This is a genomic window from Ruegeria sp. H3 (assembly GCF_056533095.1).
Genome location: NZ_JBQFOD010000020.1, coordinates 34892 through 60491 on the forward strand (window position 1 = coordinate 34892; position 25600 = coordinate 60491).

The 25600-nt window shown below is 56.3% G+C and carries 25 protein-coding genes; 18 read left to right on the forward strand and 7 right to left on the reverse strand.

The genetic code is table 11. The features are described 5' to 3' along the window. The first annotated feature begins 41 nt into the window (after positions 1–41). Genes ACR0JE_RS18105 through ACR0JE_RS18125 form a run of 5 tightly spaced genes read left to right on the forward strand, consistent with a single transcriptional unit; the run spans position 42 to position 4115 of the window. Positions 42–1001 carry a cupin domain-containing protein gene (locus ACR0JE_RS18105; RefSeq protein ID WP_480865162.1) on the forward strand — a complete coding sequence of 320 codons (960 nt, stop codon included), beginning with the start codon at positions 42–44 and terminating at the stop codon, positions 999–1001. After that, on the forward strand, positions 998–1600 hold the full coding sequence (locus ACR0JE_RS18110) for a class I SAM-dependent DNA methyltransferase (protein WP_480865163.1): 603 nt from the start codon (positions 998–1000) through the stop codon (positions 1598–1600). Before ACR0JE_RS18105 ends, ACR0JE_RS18110 begins: the two co-directional genes overlap by 4 nt. A 9-nt stretch (positions 1601–1609) precedes the next feature. Beyond that, positions 1610–2731 (forward strand): cobalamin-independent methionine synthase II family protein, encoded by a 1122-nt coding sequence (locus tag ACR0JE_RS18115; protein ID WP_480865164.1) that lies wholly within the window; start codon positions 1610–1612, stop codon positions 2729–2731. After that, positions 2728–3423, forward strand: a complete 696-nt coding sequence (locus ACR0JE_RS18120) for an alpha/beta fold hydrolase (protein WP_480865165.1) — start codon at positions 2728–2730, stop codon at positions 3421–3423. Before ACR0JE_RS18115 ends, ACR0JE_RS18120 begins: the two co-directional genes overlap by 4 nt. Continuing rightward, positions 3420–4115 carry an RraA family protein gene (locus ACR0JE_RS18125; protein WP_480865166.1) on the forward strand — a complete coding sequence of 232 codons (696 nt, stop codon included), beginning with the start codon at positions 3420–3422 and terminating at the stop codon, positions 4113–4115. The genes ACR0JE_RS18120 and ACR0JE_RS18125 overlap by 4 nt, the downstream gene beginning before the upstream one ends. Positions 4116–4196: 81 nt before the next feature. Here ACR0JE_RS18125 and ACR0JE_RS18130 read toward each other — a convergent pair whose 3' ends face one another. Next, the gene (locus ACR0JE_RS18130; protein ID WP_480865167.1) at positions 4197–5123 is read right to left on the reverse strand and encodes an AraC family transcriptional regulator; all 927 of its coding nucleotides are present in this window, start codon (positions 5121–5123) and stop codon (positions 4197–4199) included. Between the two features lie 210 nt (positions 5124–5333). Between ACR0JE_RS18130 and ACR0JE_RS18135 the strand changes: the two genes are divergently transcribed. From ACR0JE_RS18135 to ACR0JE_RS18180, 10 genes are all read left to right on the forward strand, one after another. Further along, positions 5334–7097: an acyl-CoA dehydrogenase family protein gene (locus ACR0JE_RS18135; RefSeq protein ID WP_480865168.1), complete on the forward strand. Its 1764-nt coding sequence runs from the start codon at positions 5334–5336 to the stop codon at positions 7095–7097. Positions 7098–7119: 22 nt separating this feature from the next. Further along, a complete protein-coding gene (gene dmdD, locus ACR0JE_RS18140; protein WP_480544608.1) occupies positions 7120–7929 on the forward strand; it encodes a methylthioacryloyl-CoA hydratase in 810 nt (269 codons plus the stop codon). Positions 7930–7945: 16 nt separating this feature from the next. After that, positions 7946–9559, forward strand: coding sequence for an AMP-binding protein (locus ACR0JE_RS18145; protein WP_480865169.1), 1614 nt, complete (start codon positions 7946–7948; stop codon positions 9557–9559). 397 nt (positions 9560–9956) lie between these two features. Next, positions 9957–10418: a hypothetical protein gene (locus ACR0JE_RS18150; protein WP_480549717.1), complete on the forward strand. Its 462-nt coding sequence runs from the start codon at positions 9957–9959 to the stop codon at positions 10416–10418. After that, on the forward strand, positions 10415–11083 hold the full coding sequence (locus ACR0JE_RS18155) for an ABC transporter ATP-binding protein (protein ID WP_480865170.1): 669 nt from the start codon (positions 10415–10417) through the stop codon (positions 11081–11083). Before ACR0JE_RS18150 ends, ACR0JE_RS18155 begins: the two co-directional genes overlap by 4 nt. Then, positions 11080–12249, forward strand: coding sequence for an ABC transporter permease (locus ACR0JE_RS18160; RefSeq protein ID WP_480865171.1), 1170 nt, complete (start codon positions 11080–11082; stop codon positions 12247–12249). The genes ACR0JE_RS18155 and ACR0JE_RS18160 overlap by 4 nt, the downstream gene beginning before the upstream one ends. A 16-nt stretch (positions 12250–12265) precedes the next feature. Then, positions 12266–13036, forward strand: a complete 771-nt coding sequence (locus ACR0JE_RS18165; protein WP_480865172.1) for a DUF4198 domain-containing protein — start codon at positions 12266–12268, stop codon at positions 13034–13036. Beyond that, positions 13033–13368: a hypothetical protein gene (locus ACR0JE_RS18170; RefSeq protein WP_480544614.1), complete on the forward strand. Its 336-nt coding sequence runs from the start codon at positions 13033–13035 to the stop codon at positions 13366–13368. Before ACR0JE_RS18165 ends, ACR0JE_RS18170 begins: the two co-directional genes overlap by 4 nt. Positions 13369–13370: 2 nt before the next feature. Continuing rightward, positions 13371–14264 carry a metal ABC transporter substrate-binding protein gene (locus ACR0JE_RS18175; RefSeq protein ID WP_480865173.1) on the forward strand — a complete coding sequence of 298 codons (894 nt, stop codon included), beginning with the start codon at positions 13371–13373 and terminating at the stop codon, positions 14262–14264. Positions 14265–14333: 69 nt separating this feature from the next. After that, positions 14334–15827, forward strand: a complete 1494-nt coding sequence (locus tag ACR0JE_RS18180; RefSeq protein ID WP_480865174.1) for a cryptochrome/photolyase family protein — start codon at positions 14334–14336, stop codon at positions 15825–15827. A 66-nt stretch (positions 15828–15893) separates the two neighbouring features. Here ACR0JE_RS18180 and betA read toward each other — a convergent pair whose 3' ends face one another. The 5 genes from betA to choX form a co-directional block, all read right to left on the reverse strand. Next, positions 15894–17537, reverse strand: a complete 1644-nt coding sequence (betA, locus tag ACR0JE_RS18185; protein ID WP_480865182.1) for a choline dehydrogenase — start codon at positions 17535–17537, stop codon at positions 15894–15896. Positions 17538–17548: 11 nt separating this feature from the next. Further along, positions 17549–19000, reverse strand: a complete 1452-nt coding sequence (betB, locus tag ACR0JE_RS18190) for a betaine-aldehyde dehydrogenase (protein ID WP_480865175.1) — start codon at positions 18998–19000, stop codon at positions 17549–17551. A gap of 33 nt (positions 19001–19033) precedes the next feature. Next, a complete protein-coding gene (choV, locus tag ACR0JE_RS18195) occupies positions 19034–20056 on the reverse strand; it encodes a choline ABC transporter ATP-binding protein (protein WP_480865176.1) in 1023 nt (340 codons plus the stop codon). 2 nt (positions 20057–20058) lie between these two features. Next, positions 20059–20889 (reverse strand): choline ABC transporter permease subunit, encoded by an 831-nt coding sequence (choW, locus tag ACR0JE_RS18200; protein WP_170535328.1) that lies wholly within the window; start codon positions 20887–20889, stop codon positions 20059–20061. An 81-nt stretch (positions 20890–20970) separates the two neighbouring features. Beyond that, positions 20971–21888, reverse strand: coding sequence for a choline ABC transporter substrate-binding protein (choX, locus tag ACR0JE_RS18205; RefSeq protein ID WP_170535326.1), 918 nt, complete (start codon positions 21886–21888; stop codon positions 20971–20973). A 113-nt stretch (positions 21889–22001) separates the two neighbouring features. Here choX and betI point away from each other — a divergent pair, with 113 nt between their 5' ends. Both betI and ACR0JE_RS18215 read left to right on the forward strand, forming a co-directional pair. Beyond that, positions 22002–22586: a choline-binding transcriptional repressor BetI gene (betI, locus tag ACR0JE_RS18210; protein ID WP_480865177.1), complete on the forward strand. Its 585-nt coding sequence runs from the start codon at positions 22002–22004 to the stop codon at positions 22584–22586. Between the two features lie 185 nt (positions 22587–22771). Beyond that, positions 22772–24571, forward strand: a complete 1800-nt coding sequence (locus ACR0JE_RS18215; RefSeq protein WP_480865178.1) for a vanadium-dependent haloperoxidase — start codon at positions 22772–22774, stop codon at positions 24569–24571. Positions 24572–24609: 38 nt separating this feature from the next. Here the strand turns inward: ACR0JE_RS18215 and ACR0JE_RS18220 are convergent, their stop codons facing one another. Continuing rightward, on the reverse strand, positions 24610–25035 hold the full coding sequence (locus ACR0JE_RS18220) for a VOC family protein (RefSeq protein ID WP_480865179.1): 426 nt from the start codon (positions 25033–25035) through the stop codon (positions 24610–24612). Between the two features lie 108 nt (positions 25036–25143). On the opposite strand from ACR0JE_RS18220, the gene ACR0JE_RS18225 reads away from it, so the two are divergent. Beyond that, on the forward strand, positions 25144–25557 hold the full coding sequence (locus ACR0JE_RS18225; RefSeq protein WP_480865180.1) for a helix-turn-helix transcriptional regulator: 414 nt from the start codon (positions 25144–25146) through the stop codon (positions 25555–25557). Positions 25558–25600: the final 43 nt, after the last annotated feature.

A 25600-nucleotide genomic window follows, 5' to 3' on the forward strand; every position in this document is an offset into this window, starting at 1 on the left:
GGGGTTTTGAACCAGAAACTCCAAACAAAAGGAAGACAGAGATGAGTACAATTCAAAGCCGCATTGTTCGCTATGGCGAGTTGCAACCCTGCAAAACCGCCTTCATTGACGCACATACGCCGGGCTCGGACCAGAAAGAGAACTTTACCATTGTGGGCGGTGGTGTTTCAGAAAGCCCGGACCAGCACGTCCACATTACCGACAAGATCGGGTTCAATATCGGCGCGGCGGGGCAACCGCCGAAATGCCGCAACTCGCTGCACAGCCACACGACGGCCGAGGTGTTCTTTGTCGCCAAAGGCCGTTGGCGGTTCTTCTGGGGCCGCTATGGCACGGCGGGTGAGTTCATCGCAGAGGAAGGCGACATCTTCAACATCCCAACGGGCATCTTCCGTGGGTTTGAAAATGTGGGTCAGGATTATGGAATGATCATGTCGATCCTTGGCGGCGACGATGCGGGCGGAGGCGTAACTTGGGCCCCTCAGGTTATCGAGGATGCGCAAGCCCATGGTTTGATGCTGGGCAACAACGGGGTTCTGTACGACAGCAAGAAAGGCGAGGAGCTTCCTCATAACGTGCAGCCTATGCCGTTGCTGACCGAAGAGGAACTGAAGGCTTACCCGGAGGTTCCGGTTGGGGAAGTGATCGGCAAATATGTCGCCCGGTATTGGGACCTGATGGCTTTGGCGGCCAATGAGCCTGCGGTGGTGATTGGCGAAAACGGCCTGATCAAAGACAAGCCGGGATTTGAGGTCGATTTCCTGACCCGTGGATCGTCAGTGAACGGCCCGTTGAAAGCTGAAAAACCGGTGGTTCTGATGCCCGCAAGCGGCCATTGGCGGATTGCGATCAACGATGTTGAGACCACATTGTCCAACGGTGATACCGCGCTGGTCTTGCCTGGCGAAACTTACAGCGTCGCACCGTCCATGACCGGGCAGGCGGGCCTGTACCGGATCACAGCCACCGACGATCCTGCCGGTGCCACCTGGATCGGATGACGATAAACCCCGACGATACCCATGCCATCTATGAACGGCAGGCCAGGGCCTATGACGAGCAACGCTCGCGGGCCCTGTTCGAAGCGCGCTGGCTGACGCGCTTCACCGCCAACTTGAAACCCGGTGGTCATGTGCTGGACCTGGGGTGTGGTGCGGGCGAGCCAATTGCGCGTTGGTTCATGGCCGAGGGGTTTAACGTCACGGGTGTTGATTTTTCTGAGGCTATGCTTGAAATCGCCCGCAGCCGTTGGCCCGAAGGTGATTGGCGACAGGCCGACATGCGGGATTTTGAGCTGAGCCAACGCTTCGACGGGATCATCGCCTGGAACAGCTTTTTTCACCTAACCGCGGACGAACAAAAAGCCTGCATTACGCGAATGGCGCGCCATCTGCGCAGCGCTGGCATGTTGATGCTGACCGTGGGGCACAGCGCGGGTGAGGCGCAAGGGACCGTTGGTGGTGAACTGGTTTACCACGCCTCGCTTTCTCCGGCTGGTTATGCGGCCTGTCTCGAAGACAACGGGATGATCTTAAGCGGGTTTCTGGCCAAAGATCCCGAAACCCAAAGCCATACCGTGCTGATGGCACACAAGATTTAAGGAGGTTTCATGACCGTCAAAACAACACATGTTGGGTCGTTACCACGATCTCAGGAAGTTGTGGATTTCATCTTCGCCCGAGAGAATGAAAAAGAGTTTGACCAAGCCGCATTTGATGCGTGCATGACATCATCTGTGGCCGAAACCGTCCGCAAACAGGCCCAAGCCGGGGTTGATATCGTATCGGATGGCGAGACCTCAAAGATCTCTTATGCGACCTATGTCAAGGACCGCTACACCGGCTTTGCCGGCGACAGCCCGCGCAATGCGCCTGCGGATTTGAAGATGTTTCCCGGCTTTCTGAAACGCCTGGCCGATGATGGCGGCACCCCGCAATATGCGCGCCCGAAGTGCGTGGGCGAGGTACGCTCGAAAGGGCAGGGAGAGTTGCAGAAAGATATAGCGAACCTTAAGGCGGCAATGGCGCAGCATGGGGTTGATCGCGGGTTCATGAATGCGGCAAGCCCCGGCGTGATCTCACTATTCCTACAAAATGATTTCTACCCCACGCGTGAGGCCTATCTGTCCGCGCTCGCCGATGCGATGAAGGACGAGTACGAGACCATTGTCGCCGCCGGTTTGGACTTACAGCTGGACTGCCCCGATTTGGCCCTGTCTCGCCACATGCTGTTCACCGAGCTTTCTGATGAAGAGTTCGTCAAGGTTGCCGATATGCATGTCGAGGCCCTGAACCATGCACTGCAAAACGTGCCCGCCGACAAGGTGCGCGTGCATATTTGCTGGGGGAATTACGAGGGGCCGCATTGCTGTGATATCGGCATGGACAAGGTTTTCGCAACGCTGATGAACACCAAATCGCGCTATGTGTTGTTTGAAACCTCGAACCCGCGCCACGCGCATGAATGGACTGTGTTCCGCGACCGAAAGGATGAGATACCGGACGACAAGGTGTTGGTGCCCGGCGTGGTCGACACCACGACAAATTTCGTCGAACACCCCGAAGTGGTCGCCCAACGTACCCAGCGCTTTGTTGATATCGTTGGCGCTGATCGTGTGGTTGCTGGGTCGGATTGCGGCTTTGGCACCTTCGCTGGGTTCGGCGCGGTTGATCCCGACATCGCATATGCCAAGCTGGGGGCGCTGTCCGAAGGGGTATCCCTGCTCAAATGACCCCGCTTGTTCTATTGCCGGGCATGATGTGCGACGCGCGCTTGTTTGCGCCACAGATCGCGGCGTTGTCAGGGCAGTGGCCTATCTTGTCTGCCCCGATTGGCGCGTGCGACACGGTGGAGGCGCTGGCTGCCGAAGTACTATCCTACGCCCCGCCGCGCTTTGCCATTGCGGGGCTGTCCATGGGCGGGATCGTTGCGATGGAGGTTCTGCGTCAGGCCCCCGACCGCATTTGTGGGCTGGCTCTTTTGGACACCAACCCTTTGGCAGAAAAACACGAGGTCAAAGCCAGACGCCAACCTCAGATCGACGCCGTCTTGGGTGGTCAATTACGCGCCGTTATGGCCGAGGAGATGAAGCCCAACTATCTGACTGACGGGCCAAATCGCAGCGCTATTCTGGACCTGTGTATGGAGATGGCAACCGATCTTGGCCCTGAGGTTTTTGTCAACCAGTCCAGGGCACTCCGAGGTCGCCCGGATCAAAGCGCGACATTGCGGGCCTATGATGGTGCGGCGCTGGTGTTATGCGGGCGAGAGGACACTCTATGCCCAGTATCACGCCACGAGCTGATGCATAGTCTGATGCCCCAAAGCCGGTTTGAGATCATCGAAGATGCGGGCCACCTGCCCACATTGGAACAACCCGAGAGAACAACAGCGGCGTTGACCCGCTGGTTGGAGGCGATATGAAACAAACCCTTTTGGACCTGCTCAGATCGGTCGATACCCCGACAGTCTGCAACGCAATCGAAGTGGCGCAGGGCAAGCGTGGGTTCAGCGCATTTACCCGTGGAACCATGCTGTGTTCGGACCCTGATGCAAAACCCATTGTCGGATATGCCCGGACCGCAAAGATTGCCGCCGTGAACCCGCCTACGGAATCGCCCGAGGTGATCCGAAAACGCCGGATGGACTACTATCGGCATATGGCAACCGGAACTGGCCCAGCCGTAACAGTGGTTGAAGACCTGGATTATCCCGATTGCATCGGCGCCTATTGGGGCGAGATAAATACCACCGTCCATAAGGGGTTCGGCATCAGCGGCGCGCTGACCAATGGCGTGATGCGTGATCTTGGTGATCTGCCGGATAATTTCCCGGTTGTTGCTGGGTCAATCGGGCCCAGCCATGGGTTCGTGCATGTGCGCGAGATCGGTACTCCGGTGTCGATATTCGGCCTGGAGATTCAGAACGGCGATCTTGTTCACGCCGACCGCCACGGCGCGTTGGTGATCCCGTCCGAAGTTGTGGACCAGCTCGAACAGGCAATCCTCAAATTGCTTGAAACCGAAAAACTGATCCTTGCCCCTGCACGCGCAGCAGGATTTGATTTTGAAGCCTTTGAAACAGCCTGGGCCGCGTTCGAGGCGTCACGCACTTAGCGTCGCGTCCGTGTCGCTGTGATCAGGACGTGTGTTGCAAAGCCTTCGGTTCGGGGCAGATGGTCTTGAAGGTTGGTGCTTTTAAGGAGTGTGCTTCTTGTAAGACCCAGGGGTCCGGTTTGTCCATTTCCGAAAAGCCCGGTGAAAATTCGCTGGCGCAGAAAAGCCGGTCTCATAGGCGATCTGCTCGATGCTATCCTGTCCCTGTTGCAAGGCACGTATGGCGATGTCGCGGCGCAAAGCGTCTTTGATATCCTGAAAAGATGTGCCTTCCTCGCTCAACCGCCGGTTCAGTGTGCGGGGTGTCATTTGCAGGGCAAGGGCAGCATCCGGTAGCTGACAGGTTTGCCAGGATGCGCTGTATAGAAAGGCGCGGACCCGCAGGCTGTTGGTATGCGCGCGCGAACCGGTGAAAATCCAATCAAGCGGCGCGCGTTTAAGAAAAACCGAAGCTTCGGCAGAACTGCGTGCAATCGGGCGGCTGAATTTACAAGGGTCAAACAAAATGCTTGTATACGGCGCGTCAAATTCGACGGGGCAGGGGAAGACCACGGCATAGTCGGCTGCAAAATCGGGCCGGGGAAAGGCAAAGTGCACAGCTTTGACCGGTGTCTCTGCCCCGCTGAGCCAAGATAAAAGTCCATGCGCCAGTTTCAGCAACAGCATATGACCAAAGCGCTGCGGTCGGGTGTGATCCAGATAGGGGATCAGCTTCAGCTCTACCTGATCGGGTGCGGTATCCAGGACCAGCCGGAAATCATCAAGCAACAGGTTCCAGAATGTCGTAAACCGGTACAGGGCCGAAGTTAGACTGCCCGCCTCACGCTGTACGGTTACCAGATGTTGCAGCGCGCGAGGGCGGATTGGGCGGCTCCACAATCCCATCATCTCGTCGCCGGTCTCGGGCGCGGCTAACTGATAGAGCTGTGCGATTTCGTTGAGCGTAACGCGCTGGGTCGATGCCATCGGGCCAGGTTGCAGGCCCGAGCGCCGTAGCAGAGAGGACATCTCCGGCGGGGTGCAACACGATGTCAGGGCGTCTAGCCAATCTTGGATAAAACCCGCCGATACGGTGGTCAAAGAGATGGGGTCGGGACGAGTCATAGCAACTATAGTTTGGCGCAATCGGATACAAGCTTGTCAAGATATGAGCTTATCTGCAAGTCTTGGCACAGATACATGACGTGAAACCATAGTTGCCGAGAGGAGGAGGCAGTCATGTCCTATCAACCGCCCGTGCAGGATTTGATGTTTTGCATCGAGCACCTCTCGCATTGGGATCAGGTGTCCTCTTTGGCGCTGTATTCGGACTATGATCTGGCGGACATTGGGGCTGCTTTGGATGGTTACGCCCGGTTCTGCAGTGAACAAATCGCGCCGTTATCTCATATCGGAGATACATTGGGTGCCCGGTTCGACAACGGGCGGGTAACGATGCCTGAAGGGGATGCGCAAGCTTATGCACAATTCGTCGAAATGGGTTGGCAGGCGCTGACCCATCCTGTGGAATACGGCGGCATGGGGCTTCCGCGAACAGTCGGCGCGGCGGCGGTCGAGATGTTGAATGCCGCCGACATGAGCTTTGGCCTGTGTCCCCTACTGACCGACGGTGCGATTGAGGCGTTGTTGCTGACAGGTTCGGACGCGCAGAAAGCCACTTACTTAGAGCCGCTGATTGCCGGACGTTGGTCGGGCACGATGAACCTGACCGAACCGCAGGCGGGCAGCGATCTGGGTCGCGTCGCGACCAAGGCGGTGCGGCGCGAGGATGGCAGCTATGGCGTGTCCGGCACTAAGATATTCATCACATATGGCGCGCATGACCTGACTGAGAACATCATCCATCTGGTTCTGGCGCGCACCCCTGACGCGCCCGCCGGACCGAAGGGTTTGAGCCTGTTCATCGTCCCGCAAAAGATGGTGGCAGAGGATGGCTCGGTCGGCGCTGAGAATTCAGTCAACTGTGTCAGCATCGAACACAAGCTGGGCGTGCGCGCCAGCCCAACGGCCGTGCTGGAATACAAAGACGCCATGGGCTTCTTGATCGGTGAGGAAAATCGCGGTTTGGAATACATGTTCATAATGATGAACGCCGCGCGCTTTTCGGTTGGTGTTCAGGGCATCGCGACATCAGAACGCGCCTATCAGCGCGCCTTGGCTTATGCGCGGGACCGGGTCCAAAGCCGCCCCGTGAATGGCCAGGTCAAGGACGCGGTGGCGATCATCGAACACCCCGACGTGCGCCGCATGTTGATGCGGATGCGCAGCCTCACCGAAGGCGGGCGTGCCATGGCGGCGGCCACAGCCGGGTTGCTGGACATTGCACATCATCAGGATGATCCGGACATGGCCGCTTTGGCAGAGTTCATGGTTCCGCTGGTCAAGGGCTTCTGCTCGGAACGCGCGGTCGAAGTCGCCTCTCTGGGGGTTCAAATCCACGGTGGCATGGGCTTCATCGAAGAAGCCGGAGCCGCACAGCACTACCGCGACGCTCGCATTCTGCCGATTTACGAGGGCACCACTGCCATTCAAGCCAACGATCTTCTAGGCCGAAAAGTCATGCGGGACGGGGGCGAGACCGCCCGCCGGTTCGCCGCCCGCATTGCGGCAACCGAAGCCGAACTGGCAGATGGCGATGCCACCGCACAAGCCATCGGCGCAAGCCTTGCACAGGCACGCGTCGCGTTTGAAGCCGCGTTGGAATGGCTGCTGGAAAACAGCCGCAAAGATATCGACGCCGCTTTTGCGGGCTCGGTCCCGTTCCTGATGCTGGCAGGTACGCTTGCGGCGGGTTGGAAACTGGCAAAAGGTGTCACCCCGGCGCAGGCGGCGTTGAACGAAGGGCAGAACACGCAGTTCATGACCCAAAAGATCGCCACCGCACTGTTCTTTGCCCAACACATCTTGCCCGAATGCAGTGCCGAACACACCCGCATCTTGCACGGCGCGCGTAGCCTGCTTGATGCGACCTTCCCTGAATAATGCCTTTAAAAGGATCCGCAACATGAATGATGTCGTGAACCCCGCCACCTATGAGAATCTCGCTATTTCCGAGCGTGACAATGGCCTCTATGTCGTGACCCTGAACCGCCCGACCAAGCGCAATGCATTGGACGTGGCTACGATCGAAGAACTGATCCGCTTTTTCAGCGGCGCACGTATGGCCGGCGTGCGGGCGGTGGTGCTGACCGGCGAGGGCGATCACTTCTGCGCAGGTCTTGATCTGGTTGAACACTGGAAAGCCGACCGAAGCCCCGATGATTTCATGCATGTCTGCCTGCGCTGGCACGAGGCGTTCAACAAGATGGAATATGGTGGTGTGCCGATCATTGCCGCCCTGAAAGGCGCGGTAGTTGGCGGAGGGCTGGAGCTTGCCAGCGCAGCCCATATCCGCGTCATCGATCCCGGCACCTATTTCGCCTTGCCCGAGGGTCAGCGCGGGATTTTCACGGGCGGAGGTGCGACCATCCGCGTCTCGGACATGATCGGCAAATACCGCATGATCGACATGATCCTGACCGGTCGCGTCTATCAGGGGCAAGGGGCTGTCGATCTGGGACTGGCGCAATACATCACTGAAGATGGCGGCAGCATGGCCAAGGCAATGGAACTGGCGGAACAGATCGCGCAGAACCTGCCTTTGACCAATTTTGCGATCTGTTCGGCGATCAGCCATTTGAACAACATGTCCGGCATGGATGCAGCTTATGCCGAAGCCGTGGTCGGCGGCGTGGTCAACACCCAGCCCGCCGCCCGCGAACGGCTAGAAGCCTTTGCTAACAAGACCGCCGCCCGCGTGCGGCCCAACAGCTAAGACAGGCGGGACCCGGATGCGTCACCATTTCGAAGCTCTTCAGAAGACACGGGCCAACCATGTGCCTTTGTCCCCTTTGTCCTTCCTGCGTCGCGCCGAATCGCTGCATGGCGCGCGCACCGCTGTTATCTATGGTGACATCCGACGAAGCTGGGCGGAAACCGCCGCCCGCATTCGCGCGGTGGCCAGTGGGTTGGTCGCACTTGGCGTGCAGAAGGGTGACACGGTCTCGGTTCTCAGTCCAAACATCCCGGAACTGTTTGAGCTGCATTTTGCCCTTCCCCTGTCCGGAGGGGTGCTGAATACGCTCAACACCCGGCTCGAGCCCGAAACCATCGCCTTTATTCTGGATCATGCGGACACCAAGCTGGTGATCGTGGACTGCGAACTGGTGCCGCTTTTGTCCAAAGCGTTTGATCTGCTGGGTCGCAGAATACCTGTGGTCGAAATCGCCGATCCCGCTGCCACTGGTCAAAGCCTCGGCGGCCAGACCTATGAGGCAATGACCACATCCACCCCTTTGCCCATCGAGCTGCCCGAAGATGAGTGGGACGCGATTGCACTGAACTATACGTCTGGCACCTCGGGCCGCCCCAAGGGGGTTGTCTATCACCACCGTGGCGCTTACCTGATGGCGCTGGGTACGGGCACCGCGTGGCAGATGCCGCCCTATCCGGTCTATCTGTCCGTCGTACCGATGTTCCACTGCAATGGTTGGGGCCATCCCTGGTTGATGGCGATGCTTGGTGGGACGGTTGTCTTTACACGCATCCCCGCCGCAGACCGTATTCTGGACGCGATCCGCACCCATGGTGTGACCCATTTCGGAGCCGCCCCCATCGTTCTGCAAATGCTGGCAGAGGCCGAAAGCGACGCCGCCCCGTTTGATCCGGCAATCCGGGTGCTGACCGCCGGCGCGCCTCCGCCTCCTTCGGTTTTGGAGAAGACCCGCGCGATGGGGTTTGACGTCATGCAGGTCTATGGCCTGACCGAGACTTACGGCCACATCTCGCAATGCCTCTGGCAGGAGGAGTGGAACGATCTCAGCCCAGCGGAACAGGCTGAATTGCAGGCGCAGCAGGGCATCGCCTTCCCGATGGTCGAAGAGGTCACGGTGATCGACCGCGACGGCGGCGCGCCGATCCCGCGCGATGGTGCCAAACAAGGTGAGATCGCCATTCGGGGCAACACGGTCATGGCCGGGTACTACAAAGATGCCGAGGCGAGTTCAAACGCCTTCGAGGACGGCTGGTTCTGGTCCGGCGACGGAGCTGTGATGCATGAAAACGGCTACATCCAGATCCGTGACCGCCTGAAGGACGTGATCATCTCGGGCGGCGAAAACATCTCATCCGTCGAGGTCGAAGCGGTGCTGTATCGCCATGACGCGGTTCAGGCCGCCGCCGTGGTCGCAATGCCGCATGAGAAATGGGGTGAGGTCCCCTGCGCCTTTATCGAATTACGCGACGGGGCCGAGGTAACCGCTGAGGATATCATCGCTTTCTGTCGCGATCATCTGGCCGGGTTCAAAGCCCCAAAAGCAGTTGTTTTCGAGGCACTTCCGAAGACCTCGACCGGTAAAATCCAGAAATTCCAACTGCGCGGCCGCGTCAAAACACTCGGTCTTTGAGGCCGGGTACACGCTGCAGCTAAGGATCGCGGTCTAACGAGTCATGGAATCGTCGATCAGCGGTGAAGGTCGCTGATCAGAACCGCTTGACCCTAGCCCTAGCTTTGCCAATGACTGGTCTCAGCCGTAGATGCGCGCCGCTTCGATGGTCGCTGGGCAGGGCGGTCGATAAGAAAGCAATGCAGTGTAATACCCGATACGGGTCAGGACTTTTATTATCGATCCAATCGATGTTCTGGAACGTAATTGGATTAAGCTGGGATTTGGATACATGGGTCAGAACGTTCTGTTAACCATAGTTTTTGCATTGGGCGTTGGCGGAATTGCTGGCTTTATTTTTCTATCGTCCGAAAGATCGGCAGATGCATTGCCTCCCGGGGCTTATTCGGTACCAAACATGCCCGGAATGACGGTTCCCGTCGCCTATGAGCTATCAGATGAGTTGATTCCGGCGTTATTGATCGTGATCTACGAGGCCTTCGCGCAGACCCAAGAAGATACCATTTATGACCAGTTGGCAAAGGTCACGCATGGCGACGCGCTGGAGTATCTTTACCTCGAACGGGTTGGTGCTATGGAAGGGAATGGGCTGGATCAAGCGGATCAGACCATCCACGAAATCAGCCTGTTAGACAGCCTCGTGACGCAAAGCGATGAGACGCTTGAGGTCGATGCAACATGGCAGGTTATTGGAACGGTCGGTCACGCTGAACACCTTCATGTACGCGGTAATACCTATTATGCCGCCTTGTCGATCTCTCCGATTGAGGGTGCATGGCGGATTACAGATTTCGACTTGCTTGAGGTCAGCCGGGACAGCGCAGGTGAGGTTTTTCAGGTTTCGGAAGAAAATCAATGATCCGCGTCGAAGACCTTAGCTTTAGTTACAGTTCCGGCGCGTTTCGCCTGCGGGTGTCGCAGCTATCCCTGACCGAGGGCGAACGTTTGGCCATCGTTGGGCCAAGCGGCAGTGGAAAGACAACCCTGCTGAATCTGATCGCGGGTATTCTGACACCTGAAACAGGGTGTATCGAGGTGGCCGGAACAAATGTCTCGGGATTGCCAAATGCGGTGCGTCGTCGGTTTCGCGCCAGCCATATCGGTTTCGTTTTTCAGGATTTTGCTCTGCTGGATTACCTGAGTGCACGGCAAAACATCCTGTATCCTTATCGCATTACACCAGCGCTCAAACTGGATTCCGCGGTGTGGAGCCGGGCAGAGGCTTTGGCGGAGGCCTGTGGTATTGGTGATAAGCTGGACAGGCATCCCGAGGCCCTTAGCCAGGGGGAACAGCAACGCGTCGCCATCTGCCGTGCTTTGGTCACCCAACCCAAGCTTATTCTGTCTGACGAGGCGACCGGCAATCTGGATCCGGAAAGCAAAGGACGCATCCTGGATTTGCTGTTCGAGCAAGCCGCAAGCGCGGGGGCGACGGTTCTGGCCGTGACCCATGATCACGAACTTTTGCCGCGTTTTGAGCGAGTTATCGACTTTGCGCAATATCGCGAGGTGGCCGAGGTATGAATGCGCTCTACCTCGCCCTTTCCTATCTGCGTTATCATTGGGCGCGTAGTCTTGTGTTGGTGATTGCGACGGCGCTGATCCTGTTTGTGCCGGTTGCCACACAGATCTTGCTTTCCACAAGTCAGACATCCTTGGTCGCGCGGGGTGAGGCGACGCCACTGCTGTTGGGAAATCGTGGATCGCGGTTGGATCTGACAATGGCTGCCCTGTATTTCTCAGATGAACGCCCTGATCCCATGGCAATGCGCGAGGTGGATGTGATCTGGGACAGCAATTTGGCTCTTCCCATTCCGGTTCATACTGCGTTTTCGTCCGGCGGGTTCCGGATCGTAGGAACGACACTCGACTACTTTGAGTTCAGGGATCTGGCACTTGCAGATGGGAGGGGTCTGTCCTTTCTGGGGGAAGCGGTGATCGGGGCGCAAGTGGCCCAAGACTTGGGGAAGGGCATGGGCGATGTGTTAGTCTCCGCGCCCGAGAATCTGTTCGACCTTGATGGCGTTTACCCTCTAGAGATGCCAATTGTCGGGGTGTTGGCTCCGACCAACACGCCAGACGATCAAGCGATTTTTGTTGATATCAAAACGGCTTGGGTGATCCAAGGGATTGGGCATGGCCACGAGGATGTGGTGACCGCCGCGGATATTGCAGCTGGGACTGATGCGCTGGCGAATGCAGCTGTGGTGCAATATCAGCGTATCACGCCGGACAATATCGATAGCTTTCATTTTCATGGGGCACAGGCTGAGTTTCCAGCCACTGCTGTGATCTTAGTCCCGAATGACCGGCGGTCGGCCACGATCCTGAAAGGGCGGTATCTGGACAGCGAAAATCCCAGCCAATTGTTTGAACCGGCGCAGGTCATACAAGGGCTGGTCGATCGGATATTTCGGATCAAATCATTATTGGACGTGGTGACGGCGATCATCGCAGTGGCGGCTGTTGCCGCCGTTGGGCTTGCCGTTTTCCTAAGCTATCGGCTGCGCGCAAAAGAGATTGCGACAGCCGTCAAGTTGGGGGCCAGGCAGGGCATGGTTTTGCGTCTGCTGGCAGCCGAAACAGTCACTCTGCTGTTCATTTCAGGGTGTATCGCAGCCTTTGGTGCTGCGTTGGTGTCACGACATGCTGAGACGTGGGTGGGCTGGCTGCTCTCGCTCGGCACATGATCAGAAAGGAAAGACTATGAAACAGCATATTCTTCTGGCGGCATTGGCAGGCAGCGTTGCCGCCACACCTGCGCTTGCCCACTACGGAATGATCATCCCGAATGATCCGATGATTAGTCAGGAAGATGGCCGCAGCTTATCCTTGACCATGTCCTTCTCACATCCGTTTGAACTGGACGGGATGACACTGGAAAAACCTGCAGCCTTTACCGTCACACATGAAGGGCAAACAACAGACATCCTGAGCAGCCTTGAGGGTGCCACTGTTATGGATGAACAGGGATATACGCTCGATTTTCCGCTTGAACGCCCGGGCACTTACATCTTTGCGATGGAGCCCAAACCTTACTGGGAACCCGCTGAAGATGCGTTCATCATTCACTACACCAAAACCTATGTAACGGCTTACGGAGATGATGAGGGTTGGGATGCGGAGCTTGGTCTCAAGACCGAGATTGTGCCCCTGTCTAAACCGTTTGGTCTGTGGGAGCACAATGTCTTTCAGGGTATCGTCAAGATGGATGGGACACCCGTACCTTATGCCGAAGTTGAGGTAGAGTTCTTCAACAATGGCGCAGGTGCAACCGCGCCGGATGAGTTGATGATCACACAAACAGTGAAGGCAGACGCAGATGGTGTCTTTACCTATGCGGCGCCATCCGACGGTTGGTGGGGTTTTGCTGCGCTTAATACGGCGGACTATACCTTGCCTCAGGACGGTGAAGACAAGGCTGTCGAACTGGGCGCAGTTCTTTGGGTGCATTTCGAGGAATGGACAGGTCAGTGATCCGAACACTTGGTTTAGCCGCCCTATGCGCCGCTGCCCCCTTCGCTGCGGCTGCACACAAACTTGTCGTTTTCGCCTCGGTCGATTGCAAAATGGTGACGGTTGAAGCGAAGTTTTCGAACGGAAAACCCGCCCAAAAAGGTGAGGTGCGCGTACTGGATGGTCAGAATGCATTGCTGCAAACCCTCTCGGTTGACAGCGATGGCATGGCGCATATCCCCCTCAGCAGTGTTGATCATTCAACCGGTCTGGTGATCGAGGTTGATACCGGAGGCCACGATAACTACTGGATTGTCACGCCCGAAGATATCGCGCGGAAATGCGGGAGTTGATCATGAAAAGGATGCTCACGTGTGGTGCGCTGATGGTTCTGGGCCTGCTGATGGCCACGTTTGCGACTGCACAAGAACGGTCAAAAATTGTAGCAGTTAACTACCCGTTGCAGTATTTCGCCGAGCGCCTTTTAGGGGATGCCGCAGATGTGGTGTTTCCCGTACCTGCGGATGTCGATCCTTCGTTTTGGCGGCCCTCTATCGCCGATATCAGCATGATCCAATCGGCAGACCTGATCCTGCTGAACGGTGCCGCCTTTGCCACTTGGATTGATCGCGTGTCTCTGCCGCGATCCCGGTTGGTCAACACCTCTGCCGCGCTTGAGGACCGATACATCGCTACCGAAAGTATCACCCACAGCCATGGTGAGGGTGGAGAACACTCGCATGAGGGATTAGCATCCTACATCTGGCTTGACCCAACTTTGGCGATTACGCAGGCGGAGGCAATTGCGAGGGCCGCAACTCAGCGTGCGCTTGCCCCGCCCGATGAAATAGCAGCTAAGCTCGATACGCTCCGCGCTGAGTTGCTGGCGTTGGATCAGAGGGCCCAATCGCTGCTTGCGGGCGGCACAGATGTCACTCTGATCGCGACGCATCCAAGGTATCAGTATTTCGGTCGCCGCTACGGTCTGGAAATCGCATCGCTTGAGTGGGAGGCTGGGGCCGCTCCAAATTCGGAGCAATTGGCCGAATTGCTTGATCTCAAACAACAGACAAGTGCAGAGGTATTGATCTGGGAAGCAGATCCACCAATGGCAGCGTTGCGAGCTGTGGAAGAGCTGGGGATGCAGAATGTGGTCTTCCCACCTCTTGTCCATAGGCCGGAGGGTGCAGATTTCGTAAACAGCTACGAAGATTCGGTTCTTGCCCTATCGACGGCATTGGCGAACTGACACGCCTTTCTGCGCCTGTGCAGATGTGCGCGAGCTAGGCCTAATGACTTTCTAGCTTGGAGATATGGATTGACCGCGGCGACACTCATTCTTCCCAATCAGCTTTATGCCGATCACCCCGGATTAGTCGACGCTTCGACGCGTGTGATCTTGTTTGAGGATCCCCTGTTCTTTGGCGACGCGCAGTACCCGGCAAAGATGCACAAGCAAAAGCTTTGGTTGCATCGTGCAAGCATGTCCCGATACCACCGCAACCTGCTGGATAAAGGCCTGAATGCCGAAATCTTTTCTTATGAAATGCGAACAGATGCGTGCGGTCTCTTGTTCCACGGGCTGTCGCAGGACGGTGTCAGTTCGGTTGTGATGGCTGACCCGGTAGACTTCATCGCAGAGAAGCGCCTGCAACAGGCTGCGCTTCATGCGGGTATCACGCTTGAAATTCGTCCATCTCCCGGTTTTCTGAATACTCAGGCAGACAATGAAATTTGGCGAAGTGGTCACAAACGCTGGTTCATGGCCGACTTCTATAAGCATCAGCGGCGCCGGCTGGGTGTTTTGATGGACGGCGATGAACCAATCGGTGGACAATGGAGCTTTGACCACGAAAACCGCAAGAAAGTTCCCAAAGCTCTTCTGGGCTGTTTGCCTTGGATCGACTGGCCGGAACATGGCGCGCTGGATCACGCTGCAAGGGATAGTATAAACGCAGATTTTCCAAACGCTTATGGTTCACTGGACGGGCTGTATTACCCGACATCTCATAAGGCCGCCGAGATTTGGTTGAACCAATTTCTCGAGCGCCGTTTTGATCGGTTCGGCGACTATGAAGATGCAATTGTAGAAGGCGAAAACTGGCTCTGGCACGCGGTCCTGACGCCCGCGCTGAACATCGGGTTGTTAACTCCAAAACAAGTAATCGACGCAACTGTTGATTATGCGCAATCCCGAGACGTTCCGCTCAATTCCATAGAAGGTTTTGTCCGTCAGATCATTGGTTGGCGAGAGTTTATGCGTGCCACGTATGAAGACCTTGGCGTCCGTATGCGGACGACCAACCATTGGGGACACAACCGAAGGATGCCGACAGCGTTTTATTATGGCACGACAGGGATAGGCCCAATCGACGATACCATCACGAGGGTTCTTCAGACCGGATATTGCCATCACATTGAACGGCTCATGGTTTTGGGTGGGTTTATGTTTCTGTGTGAAATTGATCCAGACGACGTGTACCGCTGGTTCATGGAGATGTTCGTGGACAGCTACGATTGGGTCATGGTCCCAAATACGTATGCCATGAGCCAACACGCAGATGGCGGGCTTATCACGACCAAACCTTATTTCTGTGGCTCAAACTACATCCGTAAAATGAGCCATTGGGCCAAAGGGCCTTGGTCAGAGGTCTGGGATGCCCTGTATTGGCGGTTCATAATCAAGCATCAGGACAATCTCGGGCGAAATCCACGCTGGGCCATGATGTGCCGAACTGCGGCCCGAATGAAGCCAGAGAGAAGAGATCGATACGTTGCGACTGCGGATGCCTTTCTTGCGCGTCTATCCTGACCCAATAGTAATCTTGCTTCTACCAACCCATTCTATGCGTACCGATGCCGGCGCGCATTCTGACTTTCAACTCGTGTGCAACCATGGCTTAGCATTTGAGGGCGGCAGGGGCGTTTGGCCCAGAATGTGATCAGACGCTTTTTCCCCCACCATGATCGAGGGTGCGTTTAGGTTCCCGTTGGTAATACGCGGAAAGATCGAGCTGTCGGCAACGCGCAGCCCGTCCACTCCGATGACGCGGCATTCTGGGTCAACTACGGCTTTTTTGTCGTCGGCTCGGCCCATTTTGCAGGTGCCGCAGGGGTGATAAGCGCTTTCGGCATGTTCGCGGATGAAACCGTCCAGATCGTCATCTGATTGCAGCGCCGAACCGGGCTGGATTTCAGATTTCACATAAGGTTTGAACGCGTCCTGCGCAAAAATCTCGCGTGTCATGCGGATGCACCTGCGGAAATCGATCCAGTCCTGTTCGGTGCTCATGTAGTTGAACCGGATTTCCGGCGCTGCCAACGGATCCGCAGACCGTAGTTGGATCGACCCGCGCGAAGGCGATCGCATTGGGCCGACATGTGCCTGAAACCCATGGCCTTCGGCAGCGGCTTTGCCGTCATACCGCACCGCCATGGGCAGGAAATGGTACTGTACATCTGGATAGGTTTTTGATGGCTCAGACCGCAAAAACGCAGCTGATTCAAACTGGTTCGACGCCCCAAGCCCTTTCTTGAAGAACAACCATTGCGCCCCGATTACCGCCTTGGAGATCAGGTTCCAGTGTTTGTACAATGTGATCGGCTGCTTACTGGCCATCTGGATATAGAGTTCCAGATGATCCTGTAGGTTCTGCCCAACCCCGGGTCGGTCGGCGACGACCTCGATCCCATGCTGTTTCAGATGCGCGGCTGGTCCAATGCCCGACAGCATCAGCAGTTTCGGAGAGTTGATGGAAGAGGCCGCCACAATCACCTCTCGGTTTGCATGCAGAACCTCGGTTTTTGATCCGTTGATCACTTCGACGCCGGTCGCGCGTCCGTTTTCGATCACGATACGTTTGGCAAAGGCGCGGACAAGGCGGCAGTTTTCGCGTTTCAGGGCTGGCCTCAGATAGGCATTCGCAGCAGACCAACGCCGACCTTTGTAGACGGTCTGCTCCATCGGGCCAAAGCCCTCTTGCTTTTGGCCGTTATAGTCTTCGGTTAACTCGTATCCGGCCTGATGACCGGCCTCGACAAAGGCGTGAAACAGCGGGTTTTTTCGCGGGCCGCGCGTCACATGAAGCGGCCCGTCCGTACCCCGCCACATCGGGTCGCCGCCGTGCCCGGCGCTGTTCCAGGTTTCCATCCGTTTGAAATAGGGAAGCACGTTTTTATAGGCCCAGCCATCAGCACCGGCATCTTGCCAATGGTCATAGTCAAGCGCATGGCCACGGACATAAACCATCCCGTTGATCGACGATGATCCACCGATAACCTTGCCGCGTGGCGTCGCCAAACGTCGGTTGTTCAACTGTGGTTCCGGTTCGCTTTGGAACCCCCAATCGTATAGGGGCATGTTCATCGGGTAGGACAGCGCCGCGGGCATTTGAATAAACGGCCCCACATCCGAGCCGCCAAATTCGATCACCAGAACCGAATGTTTGCCATTTTCTGACAGCCGATAGGCCATCGCACACCCGGCAGAGCCTGCGCCGATGATGATGTAATCTGCATTCAGCTTGGTCATGATCAGTACGGAGCCTCAACCGGTGTCATGCGCACGAAAACCGTCTTGAGCTGGCTGTAATGCTCGATTGCAGCCTTCGAGTTCTCGCGCCCGACGCCCGATTTCTTCATCCCGCCAAAAGGGATTTCGACTGGCGCGTCGTTATAGGAGTTGATGAAACAGGTGCCCGCATCCAAGCGGTCAATGACCCGATGCGCGCGCGTCAGGTCCGAAGTGAACACACCCGCTGCCAGCCCCAATTCGGTGTCGTTAGCACGGGTGATCATCTCGTCTTCGGTTTCGAACTCAAGTATCGACATGACCGGGCCGAAAATCTCTTCCCGCGCGATGGTCATGTCATCGTTCACATCCGAGAAGATGACCGGTTCAATAAAGAACCCATCTCTGTCGATCTGTGCGCCGCCATAGGCGAGGGTTGCGCCTTCGGCTTTGCCTTTGGCGATGTAGCCTTCGACAATCTCAAGCTGGCGGGCCGATACCATTGGACCCATCTGGGTTTCTTCGTCCCGAGGGTCGCCGATGATGATCTTAGATGTGCGTTCGATCAGGCGTTCCAGAAAACGGTCCTTGATCCCGGACTGAACGAACACGCGGGTTCCGTTCGAACAGACCTGACCGGTTGAATAGAAGTTGCCCAGCAGCGCGCCGCCAACCGCGTCTTCAAGCGACGCGTCGTCGAAGACGATCAGAGGAGATTTTCCGCCCAGCTCCATCGTCACATGCTTCATACCCGCTGCCGCCGAGGCATAGACCTTGGCTCCGGTCGCAGCCGACCCAGTCAGTGAGACCTTGTCGATATCAGGATGCTGTGTCAGCGCCGCGCCGACATCGCCATAGCCCTGTATGACGTTGAACAGACCTGCAGGCGCACCTGCCTCAATCAGAATCTCGGCAATTTTCAATGCGCTCAGCGGCGTGAATTCGGACGGCTTGAAGACCATCGCGTTTCCGCAGGCCAGGGCAGGGGCCCCTTTCCAGCACGCGATCTGAGTGGGGTAGTTCCACGCCCCGATACCGGCGCACACGCCCAAAGGGACGCGTTTTGTATAGGCCCAATCTTCACCCAGCGGGATATGTTCGCCGGTCAGGCTGGCGGCAAGCCCGCCGAAATACTCCAGTGCATCCGCGCCCGAGGTCGCATCGGCGCAGATCGTCTCTTGCAGCGGTTTGCCCGTGTCATGGGTTTCTAACCAGGACAGATCATGATTGCGGGCGCGGATCAGATCGGCGGCGCGCCGCAGCACCCGGCCCCGTTCGGTTCCGGTTTGTTTGGCCCACTCAATCTGCGCTGCGCGCGCACTTTTGACGGCAAGCTCGACAATCTCGGGTGTGGCCGAATGCAGGCGGGCAATTTCTTCGCCATTTGCCGGGAAGACGCAGGAAATCGGGGCTCCGTTTGCATCCTCGATATAGGCGCCATTCACGAAATGGCTGGCCTTTGGTTGAAAGTCCATCTTGATATTCCGTTATGTCATCGGGGCTGTTGCTCAGCACCGCTCGGACAGGTTTTTGACCAGTGAGGTGTTCGATATCTCGCCCAATCGCGATCCGTCTCGCATGACGATCAAAGGCGTTCCGTCATCGGGCAGAATTGACATGACGTCTTTGACGGCCATCTCGGCCGGGATCTCGCGCCCTTCCGCCTGACCGGGTGGCCCCATGACATCTTCGGCAGTCAGTACGCCCAGAGGATTCATGTGATTGACAAATTCCGTCACATACTCATTCGCGGGGTCCGTATAGATTTCCTTTGGTGTTCCGCTTTGCACGATGCGCCCACCTTCGAGGATGGCGATTTTGTCGCCCAGCTTGAAGGCTTCGTCCAGATCGTGGCTGACAAAGATGATTGTGCGTTTGAGCTTGCGCTGAAGCTCCAGCAACTCGTTTTGCAAATGGTTGCGGATTAGCGGGTCCAAGGCCGAAAACGGCTCATCCATCAACAGGATCGGCGCCTCGGTGACAAAGGCACGCGCCAGCCCAACGCGTTGCTGCATGCCACCCGACAGTTCTGAAACCTTCAGATCGGCCCATTCGGACAGACCAACAAGCTCCAGTTGTCGGTCCACGCGCTCGATGGTCTCTTTTTGCGGTGCGCCGCTCAGTTCCAGCCCAAGGCCGACATTTTCACGGACGCTGCGCCAGGGCAGCAGGCCGAATTGCTGAAACACCATCGCAACGCTGCTTTGGCGGATGGATCGCAGGGTCGCTGCGTCTGCGCGGTTCACGTTGACCAGCGACCCCTGATGGCGCAATTGCACATCGCCGCGTACCACAGGGTTCAGGCCATTCACACTGCGCAGCAGGGTTGATTTACCGGATCCGGACAGGCCCATTAAGACTAGGATTTCGCCCTCATCCACCGTCAGCGAGCAATCATGGACCCCCAGAACCTGACCGGTCAGATCGCGGATTTCAGCGCGATCCTTTCCCTGATCCATCTCGGGCAGGGCGCGCTTTGGGTTGTCCCCAAACACAATCGAAACATTGTCGAATTTGACAGCTGTTGTCATGGTCAGCGCTCCATTCTCAGCATCCGGTCAAGCGCGATGGCGATGACCACGATGACCAAGCCGCTTTCGAACCCAAGCGCCGTGTTGACCTGGTTCAGGGCACGCACAACCGGAACCCCCAGACCGCTGGCCCCGACCAGAGCCGCGATCACCACCATCGACAGCGATAGCATGATCGTTTGGTTCAATCCGGCCATGATCTGTGGGAACGCCCAGGGAATCTCGACTTTGACAAGTTTCTGAAACGGGGTCGCACCAAACGCATCCACTGCCTCAAGCAAAGACTCGGGCGTCGAAGACACGCCCAAATGGGTCAGGCGGATCGGGGCGGGCAGAACGAAGATAACCGTCGCAATCAGTCCGGGCACCATGCCGATGCCAAAGAAGACGATCGCAGGGATCAGATAGACAAAGGTTGGTAAGGTCTGCATCAGGTCCAGCACCGGCCGCAAAAAGCTGAAAAATCGCGGGCGATGGGCTGCGGCAATGCCAATTGGCACACCGATTGACATGCAGACGACACAGGCTGACAGAACCAGCGTCAGGCTTTCGGTGGTTTCTTCCCAATAGCCTTGGTTGATCACAAACAGGAAGGACAGAAACACCAATAAACTGGTCTTCCAATTGCGCTGCAAAAGATAGGATATTGCGGTAAATGCAAGCACCGTGATCAGCGGGTTGGGGGTTTGAAGAACCCACAAAATACCGTCAATCAGCGCCTCGAGGCCCGTTGCCAGGGCGTCAAAGAAGAATGCACCCTTGTTCTGCACCCACAAAAAAATCTGTTCGAGAAACTTCCCGACCGGGATTTTCGAACCCTCTAGCCAATCCATGGTTTCCCTTTCGCATCACAAAAAATCTCCGACCCCCACGGAGAAATAAGGGCCGGAGACAGAGTTGGTTTTCAGCTGAGATCAGAGACCCAGAGCGCTTTTGACCGCGGCATTCGCGTCACCGCCATCCAGCGTTGTGACCCCGTCCAGCCAAACCTCGACAGTGTCCATATTGCCTGCGAGCCAGGCCTTGGCCGCGTCTGCCGGATCTTGACCATCTTCCAGAATGGCCGCCATGATCTCGTTTTCCATCGGCAGCGTGAACTCAAGATTGGTCAGCAACGCACCAACATTGGGGCATTCGGTGACATAGCCACTGCGTGTGTTAGTATAGACGTCGCCCTCGGCGCCGAACCATTCCTCACCGCCCGTCAGGTAGGTTAGCTCCATATTCGAGTTCATCGGGTGCGGTGCCCAGCCCAGGAACACCACGGGTTTGCCACGGCCGTCGATGCGCGATGCTTGCGCCAGCATGCCCTGTTCCGAGCTTTCGACCAGGTTCATCGCGGATAGACCAAACTTGTCTTCGGCAATCAGGTCCAGAACAATGCGGTTACCGTCATTGCCCGGCTCGATCCCGTAGATGGTCCCATCCAGAGCGTCGGCATGTGTGGCAATGTCGGCGAAGGTGGCAATTCCCAGATCACGACCCGCCGCATTGGTGGCCAGGGTGTACTGAGTGCCTTTCAGGTTGGCCCGCACGGTGTCGACAGTACCAGCTTCGCGGTAAGGGGCGATGTCGGCCTCCATCGTGGGCATCCAGTTGCCCAGGAAGACATCCACATCCCCCAGTTCGAGCGATTTGTAAGTCACCGGCACGGACAGGACTTTGACATCCGTCTCATAACCCAGCGCTTCAAGAATGGTTGTGGTCGTCGCTGTGGTCGCGGTGATGTCTGTCCATCCCACATCCGAAAATGTAACCTTGTCGCAGGCGGCATAAGCTGCGTTTGCGCTCAGAAGCGCCGCCAGCGCCGTTGCAGTCACTTTAAAAGACATCATGTTCTCCCATTGGTTTCTTGTATATTTGTTGACGTATAATCAAAAAATTGATTCATTAGTCAATAATCAATTTATTTGACCCTGTTTCTATGATGAACTAGGCGCTGGATATGCCAAGAACAAAAATCAAAGACATACGCAAAAACGAGATCATCGAAGCCGCCATTGCCGAGATTGGTCGGACCGGCTCAACCGATATTACGGTTGCAAAGATCGCGGATGTTGCCGGAGTGTCCAGCGGGTTGGCGCATCACTATTTTGGCAGCAAGGAACAGATCCTGATCTCGGCCATGCGGCGCATTCTGACGATCTTTGGGGCCGATGTGCGCAAAGGGCTGGCGCGATCACAGTCGCCTGAACAGCGCCTGGAAGCCATTGTTATATCTTGTTTTTCCAGCCAGAACTTCCGTCCGGGGATCACCAATGCCTGGCTGAGTTTCTATGTGCAGGCGCAATATTCCAAAGACACTGAACGCCTGTTGCATATCTACTATCACAGGCTGCAATCCAATCTGAAAAGCAATCTGAAACCACTTGTCGGCACGCGGGCTGAAGAGGTTGCGGTGGCGCTGGCATCGTTGATTGATGGGCTCTACATTCGATTGTCGTTCAAGGGCGGAAACCTCAGCCCGGATGACGCAACCGATATTGCCTTGGGCTTTCTGCGTCAGAGCCTTTTAGCCACTTCCGCATAACATCATCTGTGCCTGATCCGACTATTTCCCGGTAGGTCAACTGCCAATCTATGGGCAAATGTGATCTGTTTCACGGCGGACAAACGCGCTCTGTGATAAAGACCAGCACGCGTTGACGTTATTTTCGCGTCAGCGTTTTAAGACCAATTCAATTTAAAATTTTTATTTTCAAAGGAGTGTTAGACATGGCAGTCAACCGTCGGGAGGCCGCATTTGAAGGCCGGGTATCCGCTGCACGCATGGCGCATGACCGAGTGCACCCAGATCACATTGCCAATGGTGACGAGCAGAGATACGCCACTGCACATTATCCGATGAGCTTTACCAAAGGACTTAATCATAGCTCCGTCACAGGGCTTGTTGATGACAAGGGTCATTTCGAAGCGTTTCGTCAGGCCATTGACGAAGGCTGGATCGAGCCGTTCACATCCCGGGTTCCTGTTCCAACCCCGCCCAGGGGAAAGGGGCGCAGAAAGTGGGAGGCACCGACTGCCGGTGTGGTCTACGACCTTGAAGGACCCGATGCGCAGGCCGTAACTATGCCGCCGGCGCCCGAACTCTGTAGCGACGAGCTGACCTTTGAAATGGCCGAAGTCTACGAGTTGGCCATTTTGCGCGATGTGTCATTTTCACAGTTTCAAACCGGTGGTGCTCAGCTGTCCAACTCCGTTGCGCGGCTGAATGCGCTTGATTTTGCCCAAGCCGGTTTCCCAGGTGGCAGAGGTCGCACGAGTGCGACAACAACAACGCTGGATGCTCAAACTGCCTTCAGAGGTTCGTCTCCAGGCTGTGATAAGGGACCGTACCTGTCACAGCTCATGTTGATTGGTACCCGCGATCAGGCTGGATCCGTTGATCTAGAGGACGGGTTGATCAGCTTTGGTGCTCAGCAGGTAGACCAGCGTGTTTTGGTTGCCGCAAAAGGCGATGACTACATGAAGACATGGAAAGAGTGGCTTGATGTTCAACAGGGCTATGACGTCAATATGTGTGGCGCTGGTCAGGATTTTAGCGAGAAGAAGCGCTGCTTCATAAAAACACCGCGCGATCTGGCTACGTATGTGCACTACGACGCGCTCTATCAGGCCTATCTAAATGCTTGTCTAATCCTGCTGGGAATGGGCACGCCGTTTGATCCGGGGTTTGCAAATCTCTCGGGCATGCGCGATGTCTATGATCCTAGTTCGGGTCAGCCACAGAATGCGGGCGGGTTTGCCCTATATGGTGGTCCGCATATTCTGACTCTGGTGACCGAAGTGGCGACACGCGCGCTGAAGGCGGTTAGGTTCCAAAAGTTCAATAACCATCTGCGTCTGCGCCCTGAAGCATTGGCCGCGCGGCTCGCGAAGGCCGACGTGATCGAGCAATATCACCCCAGTCTTTGCGGGGCTTTCAGCAAGATGTGTGATGATCTGATGTCGAACAAAGGGCGCGATGGTAAATCGACCCTCGACAAGATCGCGCACGGCAACCCAAGGCAGCCAAAGCAATTCAACAAAGGTAACTTTTTGCTGCCTATGGCATTCGGTGAAGGTTCTCCGATGCATCCAGCTTATGGTGCCGGGCATGCGACCGTTGCGGGTGCCTGTGTAACGGTGTTGAAAGCCTATTTTGACACCAGCACAGTTCTGGGAAAAAACGCTGATCGCGATAGCTGCAATTGTGGCAAGGACGGGTTCTACCGTTCTATTTCTGAGGCGAGCGAATATACAGCGCCAAAGAAAGGCTGCGACAAGCTTGACCGCAAGGTCGTCAAGTGCCCACTGACCCTGGAAGGTGAGCTGAACAAGCTTGCCGCTAATATCTCAATCGGGCGCAATATGGCCGGTGTGCATTATTACTCTGACTACTATGACAGCCTGCGCATGGGTGAAGAAATCGCGATTGCCATGCTCGAGGAACAGGCGATCTGCTACCCAACCGATCCCTTTGTCCTGTCGGTTCCCACGTTCGACGGTCCGGTGCGCCGGATTGGAAACCGGTAACCAGAAGAAGGTGCCCCCGTTTTGTCGGGGGCACTGTTTCATTGGCTGATAAGCTGAAAAAACTCAACAAGTTGGCCGTTTGGGTCAGTGATCTTGAGCAAGTGAATGCCTGGTTCTTCAATAATCTCGGGTGCCTCAGCGCCTGTGTTTTGAATGCGGGTACGTAGCGTGCTTAAGTTGCCTGACCGAATATACGGGACCGCGCCGGTGCCTGTTTGGGCGTCAGGCGCGTATTTGTTGCGTGACACGATCGCAAACCAACCGCCCGATATATCGAAGGCGACAAACCCCTCTAGTTGGATCATCGGATCCCTCGCGAATAGCGTGCGATAGAACGTTTCGGATTCTTGCATGTCATCGGTGGGCACATAAGCACCAATGGCCAAGAGCGCCGCGCTTTGTTCAGCTGAACCACCGCTGCCCGCACAGAGCATCGCAAGAGTCATAGATAGGATGTGCTTCATTCATTTATCTCCTGTTTCAGGTCTGATCTGATATCTACACACCCTCTGCTGACAGCATATTGTCACCATAGTGTCAGCATCAGTATGTTACCCCACAAGGGGGGTAGAATGAGACGCGGTGACAGGCTGTTTGAGATCATTGAAATTCTGCGACGAGCTAAGGTTCCGATCTCGGGGCAGGCGATTGGCGCTGAGCTTGGAGTGACCAAAAGAACCATCTATCGCGACATCGCTGCCCTGATGGCCCAGGGCGTACCAATTCAGGGCGAAGCCGGTGTTGGTTATGTACTGGAGGCTGGCTTTCACATGCCGCCTCTAATGCTGACTTCGGACGAGATCGAAGCGGCAATTCTTGGCGCGCAATGGGTGCGGACGCGTGGCGAGCCAGAGCTGGCGCTGGCTGCGGAAAAGTTGTTGTCAAAGATCGAAACGGTCAGCCCGGCACGGTTCGAGGCGTCGTTTGCTGCCCCCATCCTAGGTTCTGGACCCATTAATTTGGTTGCCGTCATCTCGGCTGCGTGATTCAAACCCCTGAGTTTCAGGGGTATAACATGAGTAATCTATT